At 61.7% G+C, this 17,876-nt stretch carries 18 protein-coding genes, 1 tRNA gene and 1 riboswitch; of the genes, 14 read left to right on the top strand and 5 right to left on the bottom strand.

Going from position 1 to position 17,876, the window contains the following annotated elements; genetic code table 11:
* Window positions 1–15 precede the first annotated feature (15 nt).
* Window positions 16–93, top strand: a riboswitch (SAM riboswitch).
* 102 nt (window positions 94–195) lie between these two features.
* Genes metA through H4I99_RS16030 form a run of 4 tightly spaced genes read left to right on the top strand, consistent with a single transcriptional unit; the run spans window position 196 to window position 3,836 of the window.
* Complete coding sequence (gene metA, locus H4I99_RS16045) at window positions 196–1,125, top strand: homoserine O-acetyltransferase MetA (protein WP_163902241.1); 930 nt, start codon at window positions 196–198, stop codon at window positions 1,123–1,125.
* A gap of 4 nt (window positions 1,126–1,129) precedes the next feature.
* The gene (locus tag H4I99_RS16040) at window positions 1,130–1,582 is read left to right on the top strand and encodes a GNAT family N-acetyltransferase (protein WP_163902243.1); all 453 of its coding nucleotides are present in this window, start codon (window positions 1,130–1,132) and stop codon (window positions 1,580–1,582) included.
* 19 nt (window positions 1,583–1,601) lie between these two features.
* Complete coding sequence (locus H4I99_RS16035) at window positions 1,602–2,786, top strand: vWA domain-containing protein (protein WP_163902245.1); 1,185 nt, start codon at window positions 1,602–1,604, stop codon at window positions 2,784–2,786.
* A gap of 39 nt (window positions 2,787–2,825) precedes the next feature.
* Window positions 2,826–3,836 (top strand): aldose epimerase family protein, encoded by a 1,011-nt coding sequence (locus H4I99_RS16030; RefSeq protein ID WP_163902247.1) that lies wholly within the window; start codon window positions 2,826–2,828, stop codon window positions 3,834–3,836.
* Between the two features lie 45 nt (window positions 3,837–3,881).
* Here H4I99_RS16030 and H4I99_RS16025 read toward each other — a convergent pair whose 3' ends face one another.
* Both H4I99_RS16025 and H4I99_RS16020 read right to left on the bottom strand, forming a co-directional pair.
* On the bottom strand, window positions 3,882–4,649 hold the full coding sequence (locus H4I99_RS16025) for an SDR family NAD(P)-dependent oxidoreductase (RefSeq protein WP_163902249.1): 768 nt from the start codon (window positions 4,647–4,649) through the stop codon (window positions 3,882–3,884).
* A gap of 114 nt (window positions 4,650–4,763) precedes the next feature.
* Window positions 4,764–4,838, bottom strand: a tRNA-Gly gene (locus H4I99_RS16020).
* Window positions 4,839–5,114: 276 nt separating this feature from the next.
* Here H4I99_RS16020 and H4I99_RS16015 point away from each other — a divergent pair.
* From H4I99_RS16015 to H4I99_RS16000, 4 genes are all read left to right on the top strand, one after another.
* Entirely contained in the window at window positions 5,115–5,636 is a 522-nt protein-coding gene (locus H4I99_RS16015; protein WP_163902251.1) for a prolyl-tRNA synthetase associated domain-containing protein, read from the top strand.
* 60 nt (window positions 5,637–5,696) lie between these two features.
* Window positions 5,697–6,674 carry a thioredoxin gene (gene trxA / locus H4I99_RS16010; protein ID WP_163902253.1) on the top strand — a complete coding sequence of 326 codons (978 nt, stop codon included), beginning with the start codon at window positions 5,697–5,699 and terminating at the stop codon, window positions 6,672–6,674.
* 95 nt (window positions 6,675–6,769) lie between these two features.
* The gene (locus tag H4I99_RS16005) at window positions 6,770–7,453 is read left to right on the top strand and encodes an LON peptidase substrate-binding domain-containing protein (RefSeq protein WP_163902255.1); all 684 of its coding nucleotides are present in this window, start codon (window positions 6,770–6,772) and stop codon (window positions 7,451–7,453) included.
* An 18-nt stretch (window positions 7,454–7,471) separates the two neighbouring features.
* Window positions 7,472–7,675 (top strand): Trm112 family protein, encoded by a 204-nt coding sequence (locus H4I99_RS16000; protein WP_163902257.1) that lies wholly within the window; start codon window positions 7,472–7,474, stop codon window positions 7,673–7,675.
* Window positions 7,676–7,730: 55 nt separating this feature from the next.
* Here the strand turns inward: H4I99_RS16000 and H4I99_RS15995 are convergent, their stop codons facing one another.
* Window positions 7,731–8,945, bottom strand: coding sequence for a ubiquinone biosynthesis hydroxylase (locus H4I99_RS15995; protein ID WP_163902259.1), 1,215 nt, complete (start codon window positions 8,943–8,945; stop codon window positions 7,731–7,733).
* Window positions 8,946–9,057: 112 nt separating this feature from the next.
* Between H4I99_RS15995 and tesB the strand changes: the two genes are divergently transcribed.
* The 6 genes from tesB (at window position 9,058) to xth (ending at window position 16,553) form a co-directional block, all read left to right on the top strand.
* The gene (gene tesB, locus H4I99_RS15990) at window positions 9,058–9,942 is read left to right on the top strand and encodes an acyl-CoA thioesterase II (protein ID WP_163902260.1); all 885 of its coding nucleotides are present in this window, start codon (window positions 9,058–9,060) and stop codon (window positions 9,940–9,942) included.
* Window positions 9,943–10,156: 214 nt separating this feature from the next.
* Window positions 10,157–10,507 carry a P-II family nitrogen regulator gene (locus H4I99_RS15985; RefSeq protein WP_162708326.1) on the top strand — a complete coding sequence of 117 codons (351 nt, stop codon included), beginning with the start codon at window positions 10,157–10,159 and terminating at the stop codon, window positions 10,505–10,507.
* Between the two features lie 27 nt (window positions 10,508–10,534).
* Window positions 10,535–11,896, top strand: a complete 1,362-nt coding sequence (locus tag H4I99_RS15980; protein WP_163902262.1) for an ammonium transporter — start codon at window positions 10,535–10,537, stop codon at window positions 11,894–11,896.
* A gap of 352 nt (window positions 11,897–12,248) precedes the next feature.
* Entirely contained in the window at window positions 12,249–14,909 is a 2,661-nt protein-coding gene (locus H4I99_RS15975) for an FtsK/SpoIIIE family DNA translocase (protein ID WP_163902264.1), read from the top strand.
* Window positions 14,910–15,008: 99 nt separating this feature from the next.
* The gene (locus H4I99_RS15970; protein WP_163902266.1) at window positions 15,009–15,665 is read left to right on the top strand and encodes an outer membrane lipoprotein carrier protein LolA; all 657 of its coding nucleotides are present in this window, start codon (window positions 15,009–15,011) and stop codon (window positions 15,663–15,665) included.
* Window positions 15,666–15,749: 84 nt separating this feature from the next.
* Complete coding sequence (xth, locus tag H4I99_RS15965; protein ID WP_163902268.1) at window positions 15,750–16,553, top strand: exodeoxyribonuclease III; 804 nt, start codon at window positions 15,750–15,752, stop codon at window positions 16,551–16,553.
* A 108-nt stretch (window positions 16,554–16,661) separates the two neighbouring features.
* Here xth and H4I99_RS15960 read toward each other — a convergent pair whose 3' ends face one another.
* Window positions 16,662–17,117 carry a cyclic nucleotide-binding domain-containing protein gene (locus H4I99_RS15960; protein ID WP_163902270.1) on the bottom strand — a complete coding sequence of 152 codons (456 nt, stop codon included), beginning with the start codon at window positions 17,115–17,117 and terminating at the stop codon, window positions 16,662–16,664.
* Window positions 17,118–17,140: 23 nt separating this feature from the next.
* Window positions 17,141–17,824: a response regulator transcription factor gene (locus H4I99_RS15955; protein WP_163902272.1), complete on the bottom strand. Its 684-nt coding sequence runs from the start codon at window positions 17,822–17,824 to the stop codon at window positions 17,141–17,143.
* Window positions 17,825–17,876 lie beyond the last annotated feature (52 nt).

The raw sequence follows: 17,876 nt of genomic DNA, 5'->3' as shown, positions 1-17,876 counted from the left end.
CCGACAGGCGTAAAGGACTGACCTCGTGGTGATTTGGCCGGCCGGCTTGCAGCCACGTTAAATAAATCGCTAAAGGGCCGAGGCGAGTTCGAAAACTTTCCGAGGACCGGTGGCGATATTGGAAGCTGCCGGTTTTTGTATGTGCGCGGTGCCGGGCTACCCGAACCGCCATGACACGGAAAGTCGAGTTCGAACATGCCGATCAAGATACCCGATACCCTGCCCGCCTTTGAAACCCTCGTGCATGAGGGCGTGCGGGTCATGACCGAAACGGCCGCTATCCGTCAGGATATCCGCCCGCTGCAGATCGGGCTGCTCAATCTCATGCCGAACAAGATCAAGACGGAAGTGCAGTTCGCCCGTCTGATCGGCGCCTCGCCGCTGCAGGTGGAACTGAGCCTCGTGCGCATCGGCGGCCACAAGGCCAAGAACACGCCGGAGGAACACCTCCTTTCCTTCTACCAGACCTGGGAGGAAGTGCAGGAGCGCAAGTTCGACGGCTTCATCATCACCGGCGCGCCGGTCGAGACGCTGCCTTACGAAGAAGTCACCTACTGGCCCGAGATGGAAAAGATCCTCGACTGGACGGAAACCAACGTCCATTCGACGATGAACGTCTGCTGGGGCGCAATGGCAGCGATCTATCACTTCCACAGTGTGCCAAAGCATGACCTGAAGGAAAAGGCCTTCGGCGTCTACCGCCACCGCAACCTTGCGCCGTCCTCCATCTACCTCAACGGTTTCTCGGATGACTTCCAGGTGCCCGTCTCCCGCTGGACCGAAGTCCGCCGCGACGATATCGAGGGTGTTCCGGGGCTGGAGATCCTGATGGAGTCGGATGAAATGGGCGTCTGCCTCGTGCATGAGAAGCGCGGCAACCGGCTCTACATGTTCAACCATGTCGAATACGACTCGACCTCGCTCGGCGACGAGTACTTCCGCGATGTCAATTCCGGCGTGCCGATCAAGATGCCGCACGACTATTTCCCGCACAACGATCCGGAGATCACCCCCTTGAACCGCTGGCGCAGCCATGCCCATCTGCTGTTCGGAAACTGGATCAACGAGATCTACCAGACGACACCCTACGATCTGGATGCGATCGGCACCGGCAAGGAGACCTGAGCCCATGGCGGGAACCGTCGAGATCCGTCCGCTCACGACAGCAGACGAGACCGAATGGCGGCGGTTGTGGAAGGCCTATCTGGCCTTCTACGAGACCGAACTGCCGGAAGAGATCTATGCCACGACCTTCGCCCGGCTGACCGGTTCGGCACCGGGCGAATATCGCGGTCTCCTCGCGCTGGTGGATGGCCGGCCCGCCGGCCTTGCGCACTATCTCTTCCATCGATCCTGCTGGCATATCGACAATGTATGCTACCTTCAGGATCTCTATGCCGACCCTGAGGTCCGCGGCACCGGTATCGGCCGCGCACTGATCGAGGCGGTCTACGAGAAGGCCAAGGCGGAAGGCTCGAAGGAGGTCTACTGGATGACGCAGGAATTCAACGCCACCGCGCGCCGGCTCTATGACCGCATCGCGGAAAAGACTCCGTTCCTCGTCTATCAGAAGAACTTCTGAACAGAGGGACAGACCCTGAATGTTCATCCCCTTCTTCCTCAAGCTCAAGGAAGCGAAAATCCCGGTGACGCTCCGGGAGTTCCTGGCGCTTCTCGAGGGCGTGGAAGCGGGGCTTGCCGATTTCGACACCGAAGCCTTCTATTTCCTCGCCCGCACCGCGCTGGTGAAGGACGAGCGGCATATCGACCGGTTCGACCGGGTGTTTTCCGAAATCTTCGGCGGACTGGAGAGCATCTCCAGCGCCGACGGCTTGGAAACCGTGCCGATCCCCGAGGAATGGCTGCGCAGGCTGACTGAGAAACACCTCTCGGAAGAAGACAGGAAACTGGTCGAGGCCCTCGGTGGCTTCGACAAGCTGATGGAGACGCTGCGCCAGCGGCTTTCCGAGCAGAAGGGCCGCCATCAGGGCGGTTCCAAATGGATCGGCACCGCCGGCACCTCGCCCTTCGGCGCCTATGGCTACAATCCCGAAGGCGTTCGCATAGGCCAGCACGAATCGCGCCACCGCCGGGCGGTGAAGGTCTGGGACAAGCGCGAATTCCGCAATCTCGACGACGGGGTCGAACTTGGCACCCGCAACATAAAGGTGGCGCTGAGACGGCTCCGCCGCTTCATCCGCGAGGGGGCCGCCAACGAATTCGACCTGCCCGGCACCATCCGCTCGACGGCCGAGCACGGCTATCTCGACGTGAAGACGCGGCCGGAACGGCGCAATGCCGTCAAGCTGCTGATGTTTTTCGACATCGGCGGTTCCATGGACGATCACATCCGCATCGTCGAGGAACTCTTCTCCGCCGCCCGCTCCGAATTCCGGCATATGGATTACTTCTACTTCCACAACTGCCCCTATGAACGGGTGTGGAAGGACAATCGCCGCCGTCACTCAGAAGTGATGGCGACCGAGGACGTGATCCGAACCTATGGCTCCGACTACCGCCTGATCTTCGTCGGCGATGCCTCGATGAGCCCCTACGAGATTACCCATTCCGGCGGCTCCGTCGAACACTGGAACACGGAAGCCGGAGCCGTCTGGATCGACCGTCTGACGGGTCATTTCAGGAAGAGCCTCTGGCTCAATCCATTGCCGGAGGACCGTTGGGGCTATACGACATCGGTCGGCCTCATCCGTCGGCTGATGGGCGACCGCATGTTTCCGTTGACGCTCGGCGGCCTCGAAACCGCGGCGAGAGAACTTTCCCGCTGATTTTTATCTCCTCACCATTTCCCAAGCCAGGATCACGCCATGCAGAAAGAGATTTTCGGACAGACCGCAAACGGCGAGACGGTCGAGCGCGTCACCCTGTCGGGCGGTGGCCTGACGGCTCGCATCATGACCTATGGCGCGTCGATCCAGGACCTGCGTCTCGACGGCCATGCTGCACCCTTGGTGCTCGGTTTCGACCGGCTGGAGGACTATGAGCGCCATTCGCCCTATTTCGGTGCCACGCCCGGCCGCTGTTCCAACCGCATCGCCGGCGGCGCCTTCACGCTCGACGGCAAGCCGTATCAGCTCGAACGCAACGAAAACGACCTCAACCACCTGCATGGCGGCTCCGACGGCATCGCAAAGCGGAACTGGCAAATCATCGGGCTGTCATCCAACAGCGTGACGCTTGCGATCACCGATCCCGACGGCCGCGCCGGTTATCCCGGCAATTGCCGTATCACCGCCACCTACCGGCTCAGGGACGAAGGCGTGCTGTCGGTCGTCTATGAAAGCGAGACGGACCAGCCGACGCTCGCCAATATCTGCCAGCACGCCTATTTCAATCTCGACGGCAGCGCCGATATCCTCGGCCACGACCTGATGATCGCCGCCGATCACTACCTGCCGGTCGATGACGTGCTGATCCCGACCGGCGAGATTCGCCCGGTGGAGGGAACGCCGTTCGACTTCCGGGACATGCATCCGATCCGTCGCGAGATCGACGGCGCGCAGGTGCCCTATGACCACAATTTCTGCCTTTCGCCGACCCGCACGCCAAAGCGCAGCGTGGCGCTTGCCCGCAGCATCAATTCCGGCGTCACCATGGAAGTGCGCACCACCGAGCCCGGCGTTCAGTTCTACGCCGGCGTCTATATCGACATTCCCGTTCCCGGACTGGACGGCAAAACATACGGCCCCTATGCCGGTTTCTGCCTCGAAACCCAGGTCTGGCCCGACGCTATCAACCACGCCGGTTTCCCGAGCGCGGTGCTCCGGCCCGGCGAAGTGCTGAGGCAGGAAACCGACTACGTCTTCTCACGGATCTGAGACGGTCCTCGGCCCATAAGAGGCCGAGGGGCCTTGGACGCTCCCTCAGATGGCGGTGAAGCCGTTATCGACGAAGAGATGCGCTCCGTTGACGAAATTCGATTCGTCACTTGCCAGATAGAGCGCGGCGCGCGCCACGTCTTCCGGTTCGCCGATACGGCCCTGCTGGGCGGCAATGGCGGCCTCGGAGACATCGACGCCATGGGCGGTAAGCTCCGCCACTTCCCGAAGCCCGTGCGGCGTGCGGATGAAGCCGGGGCAGACGGCGTTGCAGCGGATATTCCGGTCGCGGAACTCCACGCCGATCGCCCGGGCAAACATGTGCACGGCGCCCTTCGTTGTGTCATAGAGCACTTCCATCGGCGTTGCCGCCACGGCCGAAATAGACGAGGTACAGACGATCGAACCGCCGCCAGCGCCAATCATCCCCGGCAGCACTGCCTTCGTCATCAGGAACATCGAGCGGACATTGACGGCGTGCAGCCAGTCCCATTCTTCGGCAGTGGTCTCGAGGAAGGGCTTGATGACGATCGTGCCTGCATGATTGAAGAGAACGGTCACCGGACCGAAATGCGCCTCGACGCCCTTCACGGCCTCGTTGACGGCTTTTTCATCGGAAACATCGGCGACCCAGTGTTCCGCCGTGCCACCTGCCTCGCGGATGGCAGCTACGGTCCGCGCTGCCTCCTCGCCATTGCGGTCGATGATCGCGACCTTGGCGCCTTCGGCCGCAAACAGCCTGGAAGCCGCCCCGCCCATGCCGGTCGCCCCGCCTGAAATGATCGCAATCTTGCCCCTCAACCTGTCGGCCATGCCGTCCCCTCCGATGCGGATCGAGGGAATATAGGACGCGAAACTGCGTCTGTCTGCCGGATTGATCCGGGCAGCAGCAATGCTGCTCTGCGCTGTTCTTTTCGGAAGGAAAACTGGAGCGGGTGAGGCGATTCGAACGCCCGACCCCAACCTTGGCAAGGTTGTGCTCTACCCCTGAGCTACACCCGCTCATGTCGACGATCCGGGGGTAGTCGGTGGATCGAAGGTCGTCTGCGTTGCGGCGACGGGCGGTATATGGCCCAACCGTTTTTCAAATGCAACAGGGAAATGACGAAATTTTCGAGAAAAAATCACGTCGCCTCGAAAAGCCCGGAAAACCGGGCTTTTCAGGTAAAAGGAACGATTGCCAAGCCCGGCAAGCGGACGTATCACTCTCCGCCGACGGCCAGACGGCCTCTATTTTTCATCTGCACTTCCCTGAAATCCGCCCCCCGAGAGCCTCCGATGACGACCGATCCAGAAACCACCGCACCGAAGACCGCCGACGACCTCTTTCGCTTTCTCGACGAACTGAAGATCGAGCATAAGACGGCCCGTCACGAACCGGTCTTCACCGTCGCCGAATCGGTTTCCCTGCGCGACGAGATCCCGGGCGGTCACACCAAGAACCTGTTCGTGAAGGACAAGAAGGATCGCTTCTTCCTGCTCACCGTCGAGGAAAACGCCGTAGTGGATCTGAAGACGGTGCACACGCTGATCGGCGCGGCCAGCAAGGTATCCTTCGGCAAGCCGGAAAAGCTGATGGAATATCTCGGTGTCATTCCCGGCTCCGTCACCGTCTTCGGCGCGATCAACGACACCGGCCACAACGTCACCTTCGTTTTGGATGCCGACCTGATGGAGCATGACATCATCAACGGTCATCCCCTTTCCAACGATGCGACGACCTCGATCGGCCGCGATGATCTTATTCGCTTTCTTGAAGCAACCGGTCACACACCGCTTGTCTTGAAAGTCACGGCCTGACATACGATCTTAAGCCAGACTCGGCCCCCGAAGAGGCCCCAAGGTGCGGGAGAGATTTCGATGAGCGATAACAGCAATCCCTATGGCGGTTTCGGCAGCCAGATGACGGGCCAGGCCCATTTCGGTGGCGCCCCCGCCGCTCCGGCGCAAGCCGCCGGTGGCGCGGCCATCAAGGACACTACCACCGCGGGCTTCACCAAGGACGTCATTGAGGAATCCCGCAACCAGCCGGTTCTCGTCGATTTCTGGGCGCCTTGGTGCGGCCCATGCAAGCAGTTGACCCCGGTGATCGAAAAGGTGGTCAACGAGGCCGGCGGTCGCGTCAAGCTCGTCAAGATGAACATCGATGACCATCCGGCCATTCCCGGCCAGCTCGGCATTCAATCGATCCCCGCAGTCATCGCCTTCGTCAACGGCCGTCCGGTCGATGGTTTCATGGGCGCGCTTCCGGAAAGCCAGGTCCGTCAGTTCATCGACAAGGTCGCAGGCCCTGCCGGCGCCGATCAGGCGGCCGAGATCGAGGCAGCGCTGGAGGAAGCGGCAACCCTGCTTGCCGCCGGCAACATCCAGGAGGCCGCACAGCTCTTCGGCGCCGTCATGCAGGCCGAGCCGGAGAATCCCAAGGCGATCGCCGGCATGGCCGAATGCATGCTTGCCGCTGGCCAGCAGGACCGTGCCCGGCAGCTGGTGGAAAGCCTGCCGGAAGAGGTGAAGAAGACGGCCGAAATCCAGGCGCTTCTCAAGAAGTTCGAGCAGATCGACGAGGCCCGCAAGCTGGGCGATCCCGTGGCGCTCGAACATGCGCTGGCGCTCAATCCGGACGATCATGAAGCCCGGATGAAACTCGCCAAGATCCGCAATGTCGAGGGACGACGCGAGGAAGCGGCCGAACACCTGCTGCTGATCATGAAGCACGACCGCGAATTCGACGACGACGGCGCGCGCCGCCAGTTGCTGCAGTTCTTCGAGGTCTGGGGCCCAAAGGATCCCGCAACCATCATGGCGCGCCGCAAATTGTCGTCGATCCTGTTCTCGTGAGCGAGGAAATACGCTTCCGCCCTTGAGATTCCCCTCGCCGCAACCACATTATAAGGACGGTTGCGGCCGGAAGCGGCTGGAGTGGGTACAATTTCATGCATGTCGGGAATGCCAGATATCTGACTGAAAACGACGTTCCGGGGATTTTGCCGATCTTTCCGGTCTCGGGTGTGCTTTTGCTGCCCGGCGGACAGCTCCCCCTCAACATCTTCGAACCGCGTTATCTCGCCATGTTCGATCATGCGTTGGCGGGAAATCGCCTGATCGGCATGATCCAGCCGGCGCTCGGCGAGGTGCCGGAGGCGGATATCCTGCCGGAACGGCCGCCGCTGGCGCAGGTCGGCTGCATGGGCCGCATCACCTCGTTCACCGAGACCGGCGACGGCCGCTATCTCGTTTCGCTCGGCGGCGTATGCCGTTTCCGCCTGATGGAAGAGGTTCCCGGTTCCAAGCCCTACCGCAACTTCCGCATAGCGCCCTTCATGACGGATCTCGCCGGAGGCGATGATGAAGAGGCGCAGGTCGATCGCGCCGCCCTCCTTGCCGCCTTCCGCGCCTATCTCGATGCCAACAAGCTCGAAGCGGACTGGGAAAGCGTCGAGCGTGCAAGCAACCTCACCCTCGTCAACTCCCTGTCGATGATGTCGCCCTTCGGTCCGGCCGAGAAGCAGGCGCTGCTGGAAGCCCCCGACCTCAAGACCCGCGCGGAAACGCTCGTCGCCATCACCGAGATCGTGCTGGCCCGCACCTTCGGCGATGCGGACTCCGTCCTGCAATAGCAACCTGCCGGAACGCCCATGGAAAATCGCCCTGCGGATCATCGGAAGAGCACAGTCGACCCGAAACTTCTCGAACTTTTGGTCTGTCCGCTGACACAGGGGCGACTGACCCTTGATCGCGAGAAGGGCGAACTCGTCTCGGAGCGCGCCGCTCTTGCCTACCCCATCCGCGACGGCATTCCGATCATGCTCGTTTCCGAGGCCCGCAAGCTGGAAAGCTGAGCGAAATACAGCCGGTCGAACCGTCGCGATTTTTGGTGAAGGGTTCGAGACGCGGTCAGATCGCCTCACCCGCCAGAAGCTTCGGCGCGCCGCCATTGGTCGTTCCGGCCGCTTCCCGGATGAAGAAGGACTTCAGCGACGGCATCCGGTCGACCACCCCAAGCCCGAAATCCCTCAGCACCCGAATCGGTGTCACATCGTTGGAAAAGAGCCGGTTCAGCACGTCGGTGGTCACCCCCATGCGGAAGGTGTCGAACCGACGCCACGTCTGGTAGCGCTCCAGAACATTGAGGTCGCCGATATCGAGGCCGAGCCGGTCCGCTTCGACAATGGTCTCGGCGAGTGCCGCGACGTCCTTGAAGCCGAGATTGAGGCCCTGGCCGGAAATTGGATGGATACCGTGGGCCGCGTCACCCGCCAGCGCTAGCCGCGGTGCCACGAATTCACGGGCGAGCGTCAGCCCCAGTGGAAAGGCGCGCCGGTCGGCAGTGGCGCGGATCGCGCCGAGCTTGTGACCAAAACGGCGCTCCAGCTCTTCCTCGAAAACCAGTTCGTCCGAAGCCACGAGACGTTCGGCATCGCCGGTGCGCTCCGTCCAGACCAGCGAGGAGCGATTACCCTTGAGCGGCAGGATGGCAAAGGGACCGGCCGGCAGGAAATGTTCCTCGGCGCAGCCGTCATGCGGCCGCTCGTGCTCGACGGTGGTGACGATGCCCGACTGGCCATAATCCCATGTCACGGTCTTGATGCCCGCCATGTCGCGCAGCTTCGAGCGCACGCCGTCGCAGGCGACGACCAGCCGCGCCGAAACCACGTTGCCATCGGACAGCGAGAGATCGGCGGAAGGCCCGGTATTTTGGAAGCCCGTAGCCATGACGCCGTGACGGATCCGGATGCCGGCTGCTGCGCAAGCGTCGCGCAGAGCCCCCACCATCGCCACGTTCGGGATCATATGGGCGAAGGGGCGCCCTTCCTCCACCGCGCCGTCAAAGGTCAGGAACACCGGCCGCACAGGATCCGACGTCTTCGAATCGGTGACGATCATCCTGGTGATCGGCTGCGCCTCGGGTTCGATCCGGTCCCAGATGCCGAAGACTTCCAGCATCTTCGTCGCCGCGGCGATGATCGCCGAGGCGCGTGGGTCCTTCTTCCATGCGTCTTCCGGCGCCGCCTCGATCACCTCGACGGCCAGATGCGGGGCCGCCTGCTTGACCGCGACCGCGACCGCGAGACCGACATAACCACCACCGACGACCAGAACATCCAGCATGGCGAACTTCCTTTATCCCGGCACCCGGGGCAGAGTCTTTGCCCTTGTGCATCTCATTTGCCGCTATATAGATCAGCCTTGAACGACTTCCTACAACCGGGAGCATTATAATATGTCGCAGGCGGAAGAGAAAACGCGGATCATGGAAAAGCTGATCGCGACGCTCGACCTTGAGAAGCTGGAAGAAGATCTCTTTCGCGGCAAGAGCCCCCAGAACGGCTGGCAACGCGTCTTCGGCGGGCAGGTCATCGCCCAGGCCCTGATGGCCGCCCAACGTTGCGTCGCGACCGACCGTTTCGTCCATTCGCTGCATGCCTATTTCATGCGTCCCGGCGATCCCGCCGTGCCGATCATCTACCAGGTCGAGCGCATCCGCGACGGCGCAAGCTTCACCACCCGCCGGGTCGTGGCCATCCAGCATGGCAAGGCGATCTTCTCCATGTCGGCCTCTTTCCAGCTCGATGAACCGGGCCTCGATCACCAGGTGGAAATGCCGGCCGTACCGACACCGGAAAGCCTGCTGGGGGAACAGGGATTCCGCGACGTCTTTCTCGCCAAGGCACCCGATGCGGTCCGCCGCTACTGGGGCCGCGAACGGCCAATCGAAATTCGTCCCGTCTCGCTCGTGCATTACATCTCCGACGAGAAGCTGGAACCGAAGGCCCATATATGGGTGCGCACCAGCGCACCGCCGCCGGATGATCGTCACTATCAGGCGGCCGTTCTCGCCTATCTTTCCGACATGACGTTACTCGATACCTCGCTTTACGCCCACGGCACCTCGATTTTCGATCCCTCGCTGCAGGCAGCCAGCCTCGATCATGCCATGTGGTTCCATCGTCCCACCCGGCTGGATGACTGGCTGCTCTACACCCAGGACAGTCCGAGCGCTTCCGGTGCGCGCGGAATGACCCGCGGCAGCATTTACAGCCGTGAGGGAGTACTGATTGCCTCGGTGGCTCAGGAAGGGTTGATTCGGAAAAGGGCAGATGACTAAGTTGAAGGCAAATCGGAATTTTTGCACATATTTTGTGCGCACATCTGCCGACCAAATGCCTGTTTATTAGCTACGCTCTTTATAATCTTTAGATTTCAATAACTTATTAGTCGTCACGGAACTGGCACATACTTTGAATGTCTGACTGCAGTCGCTGGACGCTTTGGGGGCTGGCGGCAAGGAGAGTCGGCTCCGAGCCGAGGACAAGCAAAGGATGGGAAACCAGATGAAGATTGTGATGGCCATCATCAAGCCGTTCAAGCTGGATGAGGTGCGCGAAGCCCTCACCGCTGTTGGCATCCAGGGCCTGACCGTGACCGAGGTCAAGGGTTACGGCCGCCAGAAGGGGCACACGGAAATCTATCGCGGCACCGAATACGCCGTAAGCTTTCTGCCGAAACTGAAGATCGAAATCGCCGTCTCTTCCGAACTCGCGGACAAGGCCGTCGAGGCAATCGCGTCCGCCGCCAAGACCGGCCAGATCGGCGACGGCAAGATCTTCGTCTACTCGATCGATCAGGCGGTCCGCATCCGCACTGGCGAAACCAATTCTGAAGCTCTGTAAGAACGGCTGTTAGGGGAGTTGTTACTGATGTCGTCTACCAAGTTTTCTTCCACTTTCGCGCGGATCGGCGCCGCTTCGGCCGCGCTTCTGGCGCCGGCTGTCGCCTTTGCGCAGGAAGCCGCACCGGCCGCCGCGGAAGCCGCAGCCGCAGCACCCGTGCCGGACAAGGGCGATACCGCCTTCATGTTCCTTTGCACCATTCTCGTCCTCTTCATGCTGGTTCCGGGTCTTGCCCTGTTCTACGGCGGTCTCGTTCGCGCCAAGAACATGCTTTCCGTGCTGATGCAGTGCACTGTCGTCGGCGCCTCCATCATGCTCGTATGGGTCATCTACGGCTATTCCTTCGCCTTCGGCGGCTCGACCAACGCCTTCTTCGGCGGCACGGCCAAGCTCTTCCTCTCGGGCGTGACAATGGACTCGACGGCTGCAACCTTCTCGGATGCCGTCATTCCGGAATACATCTTCATCATGTTCCAGATGACATTCGCCGCCATCACCCCGGCCCTGATCGTCGGCGCGTTCGCCGAACGCATCAAGTTCTCGGCCTCGATCCTGTTCTGCATTCTCTGGGTCACCTTCGTCTACTTCCCGATCGCACACATGGTCTGGGACGCAAACGGCCTGATCTTCGGCTGGGGCGCATTTGACTTCGCTGGCGGCACGGTCGTTCACATCAACGCCGGTGTTGCCGGTCTGATCGGCGCGATCATGGTCGGCAAGCGTACCGGCTACGGCAAGGACATGATGGCTCCGCATTCCATGACGCTCACCATGGTCGGTGCAGCCATGCTCTGGGTCGGCTGGTTCGGCTTCAACGCCGGTTCCAACCTCGAAGCCTCCGGCGGCGCGATGCTCGCAACCGTCAACACCTTCATCGCAACCGCTGCCGCTATCGTTTCCTGGGCCTTCGTCGAAAGCCTGACCCGCGGCAAGTCCTCGATGCTCGGCGCTGCCTCGGGCATGATCGCCGGCCTCGTCGCCATCACGCCTGCTGCCGGCATCGTCGGCCCCATGGGCGCGATCGTCATGGGCCTGATCGTTTCGCCGCTTTGCTACTTCTTCGTCTCCGTGGTGAAGAACAAGTTCGGCTATGACGACACCGCGGACGTCTTCGGCGTTCACGGCGTGGGCGGTCTGTTCGGTGCTCTTGCAACCGGTATCTTCGCTTCCTCCTCGCTCGGCGGTATCGGCTATGCCGAAGGCGTCACCATGGGCGCCCAGTTCTTCACCCAGGTGAAGGCCGTTCTGGTCACGCTCGTATGGTGCGGCGTCGGCTCCGCGATCCTCTACAAGATCACAGACGTCATCGTCGGCCTGCGCGTTCCGGTCGAAGCAGAGCGCGAAGGTCTCGACCTCGCCTCCCACGGCGAAGCTGCATACCACTCGTAAGGGTTTCGCCGCACCGCTTGGCGGTGCGGCTCTTCCTCCCGTCGCGGCCGTCGAACGGCGAGCCGCTCTTGGCCCGGACCTCGCGTCCGGGCTTTTTTCTGCGGCGTGTTTCCAGTTGGGGTGCGTTGCGCCCTCGCTTCAGCAAAATAGAAACAAAGGGGCGTTTTCGCCGTCTCAGGAAAGGCCGAATGTTCTGACGCCCGAAAACCGGCCTTTTCGCGCCGTCGATGGTTAATGCACCATTAACCCTGTCCCATGTAATATGCCGTATGGAGCCGTGAAAGGATCGCCTCGCCTCGTGCCGGGTGGCCCGACCGGCAGGAATTCACCTCGACGAACGGGCAGGCAGGGGATGAACAGAGGCAATTCGGCAGCCATGGGCGATCAGCCCGGCCGCTTCGCGCTCAGCGCTTTCATCGTGCGGCAAGTGTTGGCACTGCTGGGTTTCGCCATTTTCCTGGCACTTGTGCTGGCCGTCGCAGCGCTTGCGACATGGAATGTCGCCGATCCCAGCCTTTCCTATGCGACGGCCAACGAGCCGACCAACATTCTCGGCCATGGCGGCGCGATCTTCGCCGACGTCATGATGCAGTTCTTCGGTCTCGCAAGCCTTCTTGCCCTGCTTCCGGTGCTCGCATGGTCGCTGGCCCTCATCACCGGCCGCCCGCTTCATCGCATTCCGGCCCGCATTGCCGCATGGCTGGTCGGCGCGATCGTCTCCTCCGCCGTTGTCGGCTGCTTTCCACCGCCCACCACATGGCCGATTCCGAACGGCATCGGCGGCGTTTTCGGCGACATGATCCTGCGCTTCCCGAGCCTGTTCATCGGTGCCTATCCCACCGGCACAGTCTCCATGATCCTCGGCGCCGTTCTGGCGTTTCCCTCCGCCTGGCTGCTGCTCTTCGCCTCCGGCCTCATCGGACGTGAACCGGCGACCGACGAAGAAGACGAAGCCCCCGTCGAGCGTCGCAGACCGGCCGCCCGCTCCGTCGCCGTAGAGGATGAAGACGACGAGGAAGGACCGATCGCGCTTGCGCTCGGCGCCTTCACCCACCACTGGTACACGACACGCGCGCGCATGCGCCGCCTGCTCGGCATGAAGCCGGCGGATCGCAGCCACCGCTTCGAACAGCCTTACGATTTCAACGATGACGAATTCGGCACGCTGAACGAGCCCGTCCGGCCCAAGGCTCCGGGTGCCTACGAGCGCCTTGAGCCATCGCTCGATGGCGGCCCCCGCGTGCTGTCGCCCAAGCGCAATATCGTCTCACCGCCGCCGATCAGCGCGGATGAAGATTATGATGACGATCCGCCCTTCGATCTAGACGACATGCCGCGTCCTGCTGGAATCCTTCCCGACGATAGCGGCTGGACGCCGTCCCCGGCCGCAGCCCGCGGCGCGAGCGGTTCGCCGCGCGTGGCCGCTCCCGCGCCGCGTCCCAAGCCGGGCGCGCGCATCGAACGGGACGCCCAGACTTCGCTGCTGAGGCCCGAAGGCTTCCAGCTGCCCTCCGTTCATCTCCTGGCCGAACCGAAGACCATTGCCCGCGACGCCACCCTCTCGGCCGACGCTCTGGAACAGAACGCCCGCATGCTGGAAGGCGTGCTGGAGGATTTCGGCGTCAAGGGCGAGATCATCCATGTCCGCCCCGGCCCGGTGGTGACGCTCTACGAACTGGAGCCTGCGCCCGGCATAAAGTCGTCGCGCGTCATCGGCCTTGCTGACGATATCGCCCGCTCCATGAGCGCGATTGCCGCCCGCGTCGCCGTCGTTCCCGGCCGCAACGCGATCGGTATCGAACTGCCCAACCAGACGCGGGAAACCGTGTACCTGCGCGAACTGATCGGTTCACGCGATTTCGATACCAACAAGGCCAAGCTCGCCATGGCGCTCGGCAAGACCATCGGCGGCGAGCCGGTCATTGCCGATCTCGCCAAGATGCCTCACCTGCTGGTCGCGGGTACCACCGGTTCGGGTAAATCCGTGGCCATCAACACCATGATCCTGTCGCTGGTCTACCGGCTCCCGCCGGAAAAATGCCGCCTGATCATGATCGACCCGAAAATGCTGGAACTTTCCGTCTATGACGGTATCCCACATCTGCTCTCGCCCGTCGTCACCGATCCGAAGAAGGCCGTCGTCGCGCTGAAATGGACCGTCCGCGAGATGGAAGAGCGCTACAAGAAGATGTCGAAGATCGGCGTGCGCAACATCGACGGCTTCAACAGCCGCGTCGAGCAGGCGCTGGAGAAGGGCGAGGTACTGACCCGCACCGTCCAGACCGGCTTCGACCGCCAGACCGGCGAGGCGATATACGAAACCGAAGAATTCGACCTGAAGCCGATCCCCTATATCGTCGTCATCATCGACGAAATGGCCGATCTGATGATGGTCGCCGGCAAGGATATCGAAGGCGCCGTCCAGCGCCTCGCCCAGATGGCGCGTGCCGCCGGCATTCACGTCATCATGGCGACCCAGCGTCCCTCGGTCGATGTCATCACCGGTACGATCAAGGCGAACTTCCCGACCCGCATCTCCTTCCAGGTGACGTCGAAGATCGACAGCCGCACCATCCTGGGCGAACAGGGCGCAGAACAGCTGCTGGGAATGGGCGACATGCTCTACATGGCCGGCGGCGGACGCATCCAGCGCGTTCATGGCCCCTTTGTCTCCGACAACGAAGTCGAGGAGATCGTGGCTTATCTGAAGACTCAAGGGGCGCCGCAGTATCTCGAGGCGATCACAATCGACGATGATGATGAAGGCGGTAGCGGCCCGGCCGGCACCTCCAACCTCGCCGATTCGGACGATCCCTATGATCAGGCGGTGGCAATCGTGCTCCGCGACGGCAAGGCCTCTACCTCCTATGTCCAGCGCCGCCTCGGGATCGGTTACAACCGCGCCGCCTCCCTGATCGAACGCATGGAGCAGGAAGGCATCATCGGCCCTGCAAACCATGCCGGAAAGCGCGAAATTCTCGTGCCGACCGAAGACGACATCATCGAACGTTGAACACCGGGGCAGCTCGCGCGTTAAGTCCCGGCAACGATATCTCGGCCATGAAGACGCCGCCTTTCTCGGCGATGGAATGACCACATGAAGGAGTTCCGGATGATTGAAGAAAATGCCGAACGTCTCGCGATCGCGCCGACGTCCACGACCCGCCGTCAGTTTGTGCTCGGTGCAGGCGCGCTTTTTGCGCTCGCCGCCCTGCCGTTGCCCCGCGCCCATGCCGCAACCGACGCCGCCCAGAAGATCGCCGACCACTTCTCCTCGGTAAAGTCGATGATGGGCGAGTTCGTTCAGTTCGGTCCGCGCGGCGAACAGACCGGCGGCAAGTTCTTCATCCAGCGTCCGGGCAAGCTGCGCTTCAACTACGAGAAGCCATCGCCGATGCGCGTGATTTCCGATGGCAAGAACGTCGTCATCGGCAACATGAAGCTGAAGACCTGGGATCTCTATCCCCTGTCGAAGACACCGCTCAGCCTGCTGCTCGCCGACAAGATCGACCTCGGCAACCAGCTGGTGCGCGACGTCAAGGAAGAATCAGACCTGACCACCATTGTTCTCGGCGACAAGACCATTTTCGGGGACTCGACCATTACCCTGATGTTCGACCCGAAGACCTATGATCTGCGGCAATGGACGATCACCGACGTTCAGGCCAAGGATACGTCCGTGATGATCTTCAACGTGCAGACCGGCGTCAATCTCGATCCGAGCGTCTTCGAAATCCCCTACGCCGACGTTCACGCGCCGAGACGTTGATTTGGGTAAGCCTCGACGGTCGAAAACCGTTTTGAATTCCGCCGGGATCCGATAGACCATGCTCCGTCAACCGGAGTACGAAGCATGTCACTGTCGATCACCACGTGGAACATCAATTCGGTCCGGCTGCGCCTGCCGATCGTTGAGGATTTCCTGAAGCGGGTGAGCCCCGACATTCTCTGCCTGCAGGAAATCAAGTGCCAGAACGACCAGTTCCCCGCCGATGCACTCAAGGCTCTCGGCTACGATAACATAGTCCTGCATGGCCAAAAGGGATACCACGGCGTCGCCATCGCCTCGCGCTTCCCGCTCACCGAAGATCACCGCCAGGATTATTGCGGCGTCGGCGACTCGCGCCACATCTCGGCGATCTTCGAATGGCACGGTAAACGCATACGCCTGCATAACTTCTACGTTCCCGCTGGCGGCGATGAACCCGATCGCACGATCAATCCCAAGTTCGGTCACAAACTCGATTTCATCGAGGAAATGAAGGCGCTGAAGGCCGATGCCGAGCCCGGCGTTTCTGCCATCCTCGTCGGCGACCTCAACATCGCTCCCTTCGAAAACGACGTCTGGTCCCACAAACAGCTCCTGAAGATCGTCAGCCACACGCCGGTCGAGACCGAGGGACTGCTGGATGTCGTCCGTCAGGGCGGCTGGGTCGACCTGATGCGGCAATTCACGCCCGAGCCGGAAAAGATCTACACGTGGTGGAGCTACCGCGCCAAGGACTGGGAAGCGGCCGACCGCGGTCGTCGTCTCGACCATATCTGGTCGTCGCCTGATATGACCGGTCATCTGAAGCGAATCGATATCCTCAAGGAAGCCCGCGGCTGGGAGAAGCCGTCGGACCATGTGCCGGTCACGGCCTGGTTCGACATTTAGGGTTTGTCAGGGAGAAGTGGGAACCGGTTTTCCGTCCGAAAATGCGTAAGAACAAAGAGAGAGAGCATTTCAGCGATTCGAAGAAAAGCTGACACTCTCCAACGGTGATCAGCGGAAGCGGTCAGCCATGGCGGCGGCCCCATCGATCAGCCCACTGATCGATGCGCGAATACGCGCCTCGATGATTGCCGCCATCTCGGGATATTCCTCGAGCAGCCTGTGAAACAGCGCGCGGGTGATGCGGATGACATCGGCATCCTCCATCGCGACCGCCGTATACTTGCGCTCGACCATCGTCACCAGCGCCAGTTCGGAAAGCATGGTGCCGCGTTCGGCAACGGCCTCGACCCTGGGCTTGCCGCCGCGTCCGAGCGAGGAAAGCTCGAAACGTCCCCTCGCCACCACATAGGCGCATTCGGCAGGCGATTTCTCGCGAAACAGCGCCTGCCCGCTGCCGACCGGCCTGTGCTCCGCACCGAAGGCGATCAGCCGGAGCTGGTCGCTGTCGAGCCCTGCAAACAACGGAACGCCGGAAAGCAGCTCAATGTCATCGGCAAGCGCCATGCGGATTCTCCGGCGTCACGGGGTCAGGGGATGATCTTGTAGCCGCCGTTTTCCGTGACGAGGATTTCGGCGCTGGACGGATCGCGCTCGATCTTCTGTCTGAGACGGTAGACATGGGTTTCGAGTGTATGCGTCGTCACACCCGAATTATAGCCCCAGACCTCTTCGAGCAAGACGTCGCGCGTCACGACCTTCTGGCCGGCGCGGTAGAGATAGCGGATGATCGCCGCTTCCTTCTCGGTGAGCCGGATCTTCTTGCCGTCCTCGGTGGTCAAAAGCTTCTGGCTCGGCTTGAACAGATAGGGACCGACGCCGAAGGTCGCGTCCTCGCTCTGTTCGTGCTGGCGAAGCTGGGCTCGGATGCGGGCGAGAAGCACGGCAAAGCGGAAGGGCTTCGTCACGTAATCGTTGGCGCCGGCCTCAAGGCCGAGGATCGTGTCCGAATCGGTATCGTGCCCGGTCAACATGATGACAGGAGCCTTGAACCCGCCCTTGCGCAGCAGCTTCACCGCTTCGCGACCGTCCATATCCGGCAGGCCGACATCCATGATCATCAGGTCCACCTGGCCGCTTCGGGCGGCCTGCATGCCTTTCGTGGCGTTCGGCTCCTGCAGCAGATTGAACTCGTCATAGAGCGAAAGCTGCTCGACCAGCGTTTCCCTGAGATCGTCGTCGTCATCAACCAGAAGGATGGTGCGCGCGCTCATGTCTGTGCTTCTCCTGCATTCTCCGTCGCCATTCATGCAACGGCTTGAACCC

It is taken from the genome of Paenirhizobium daejeonense (assembly GCF_014280875.1).
Lineage (GTDB): Bacteria > Pseudomonadota > Alphaproteobacteria > Rhizobiales > Rhizobiaceae > Allorhizobium > Allorhizobium daejeonense.
This window is presented reverse-complemented; position numbering and strand designations above follow the sequence as displayed.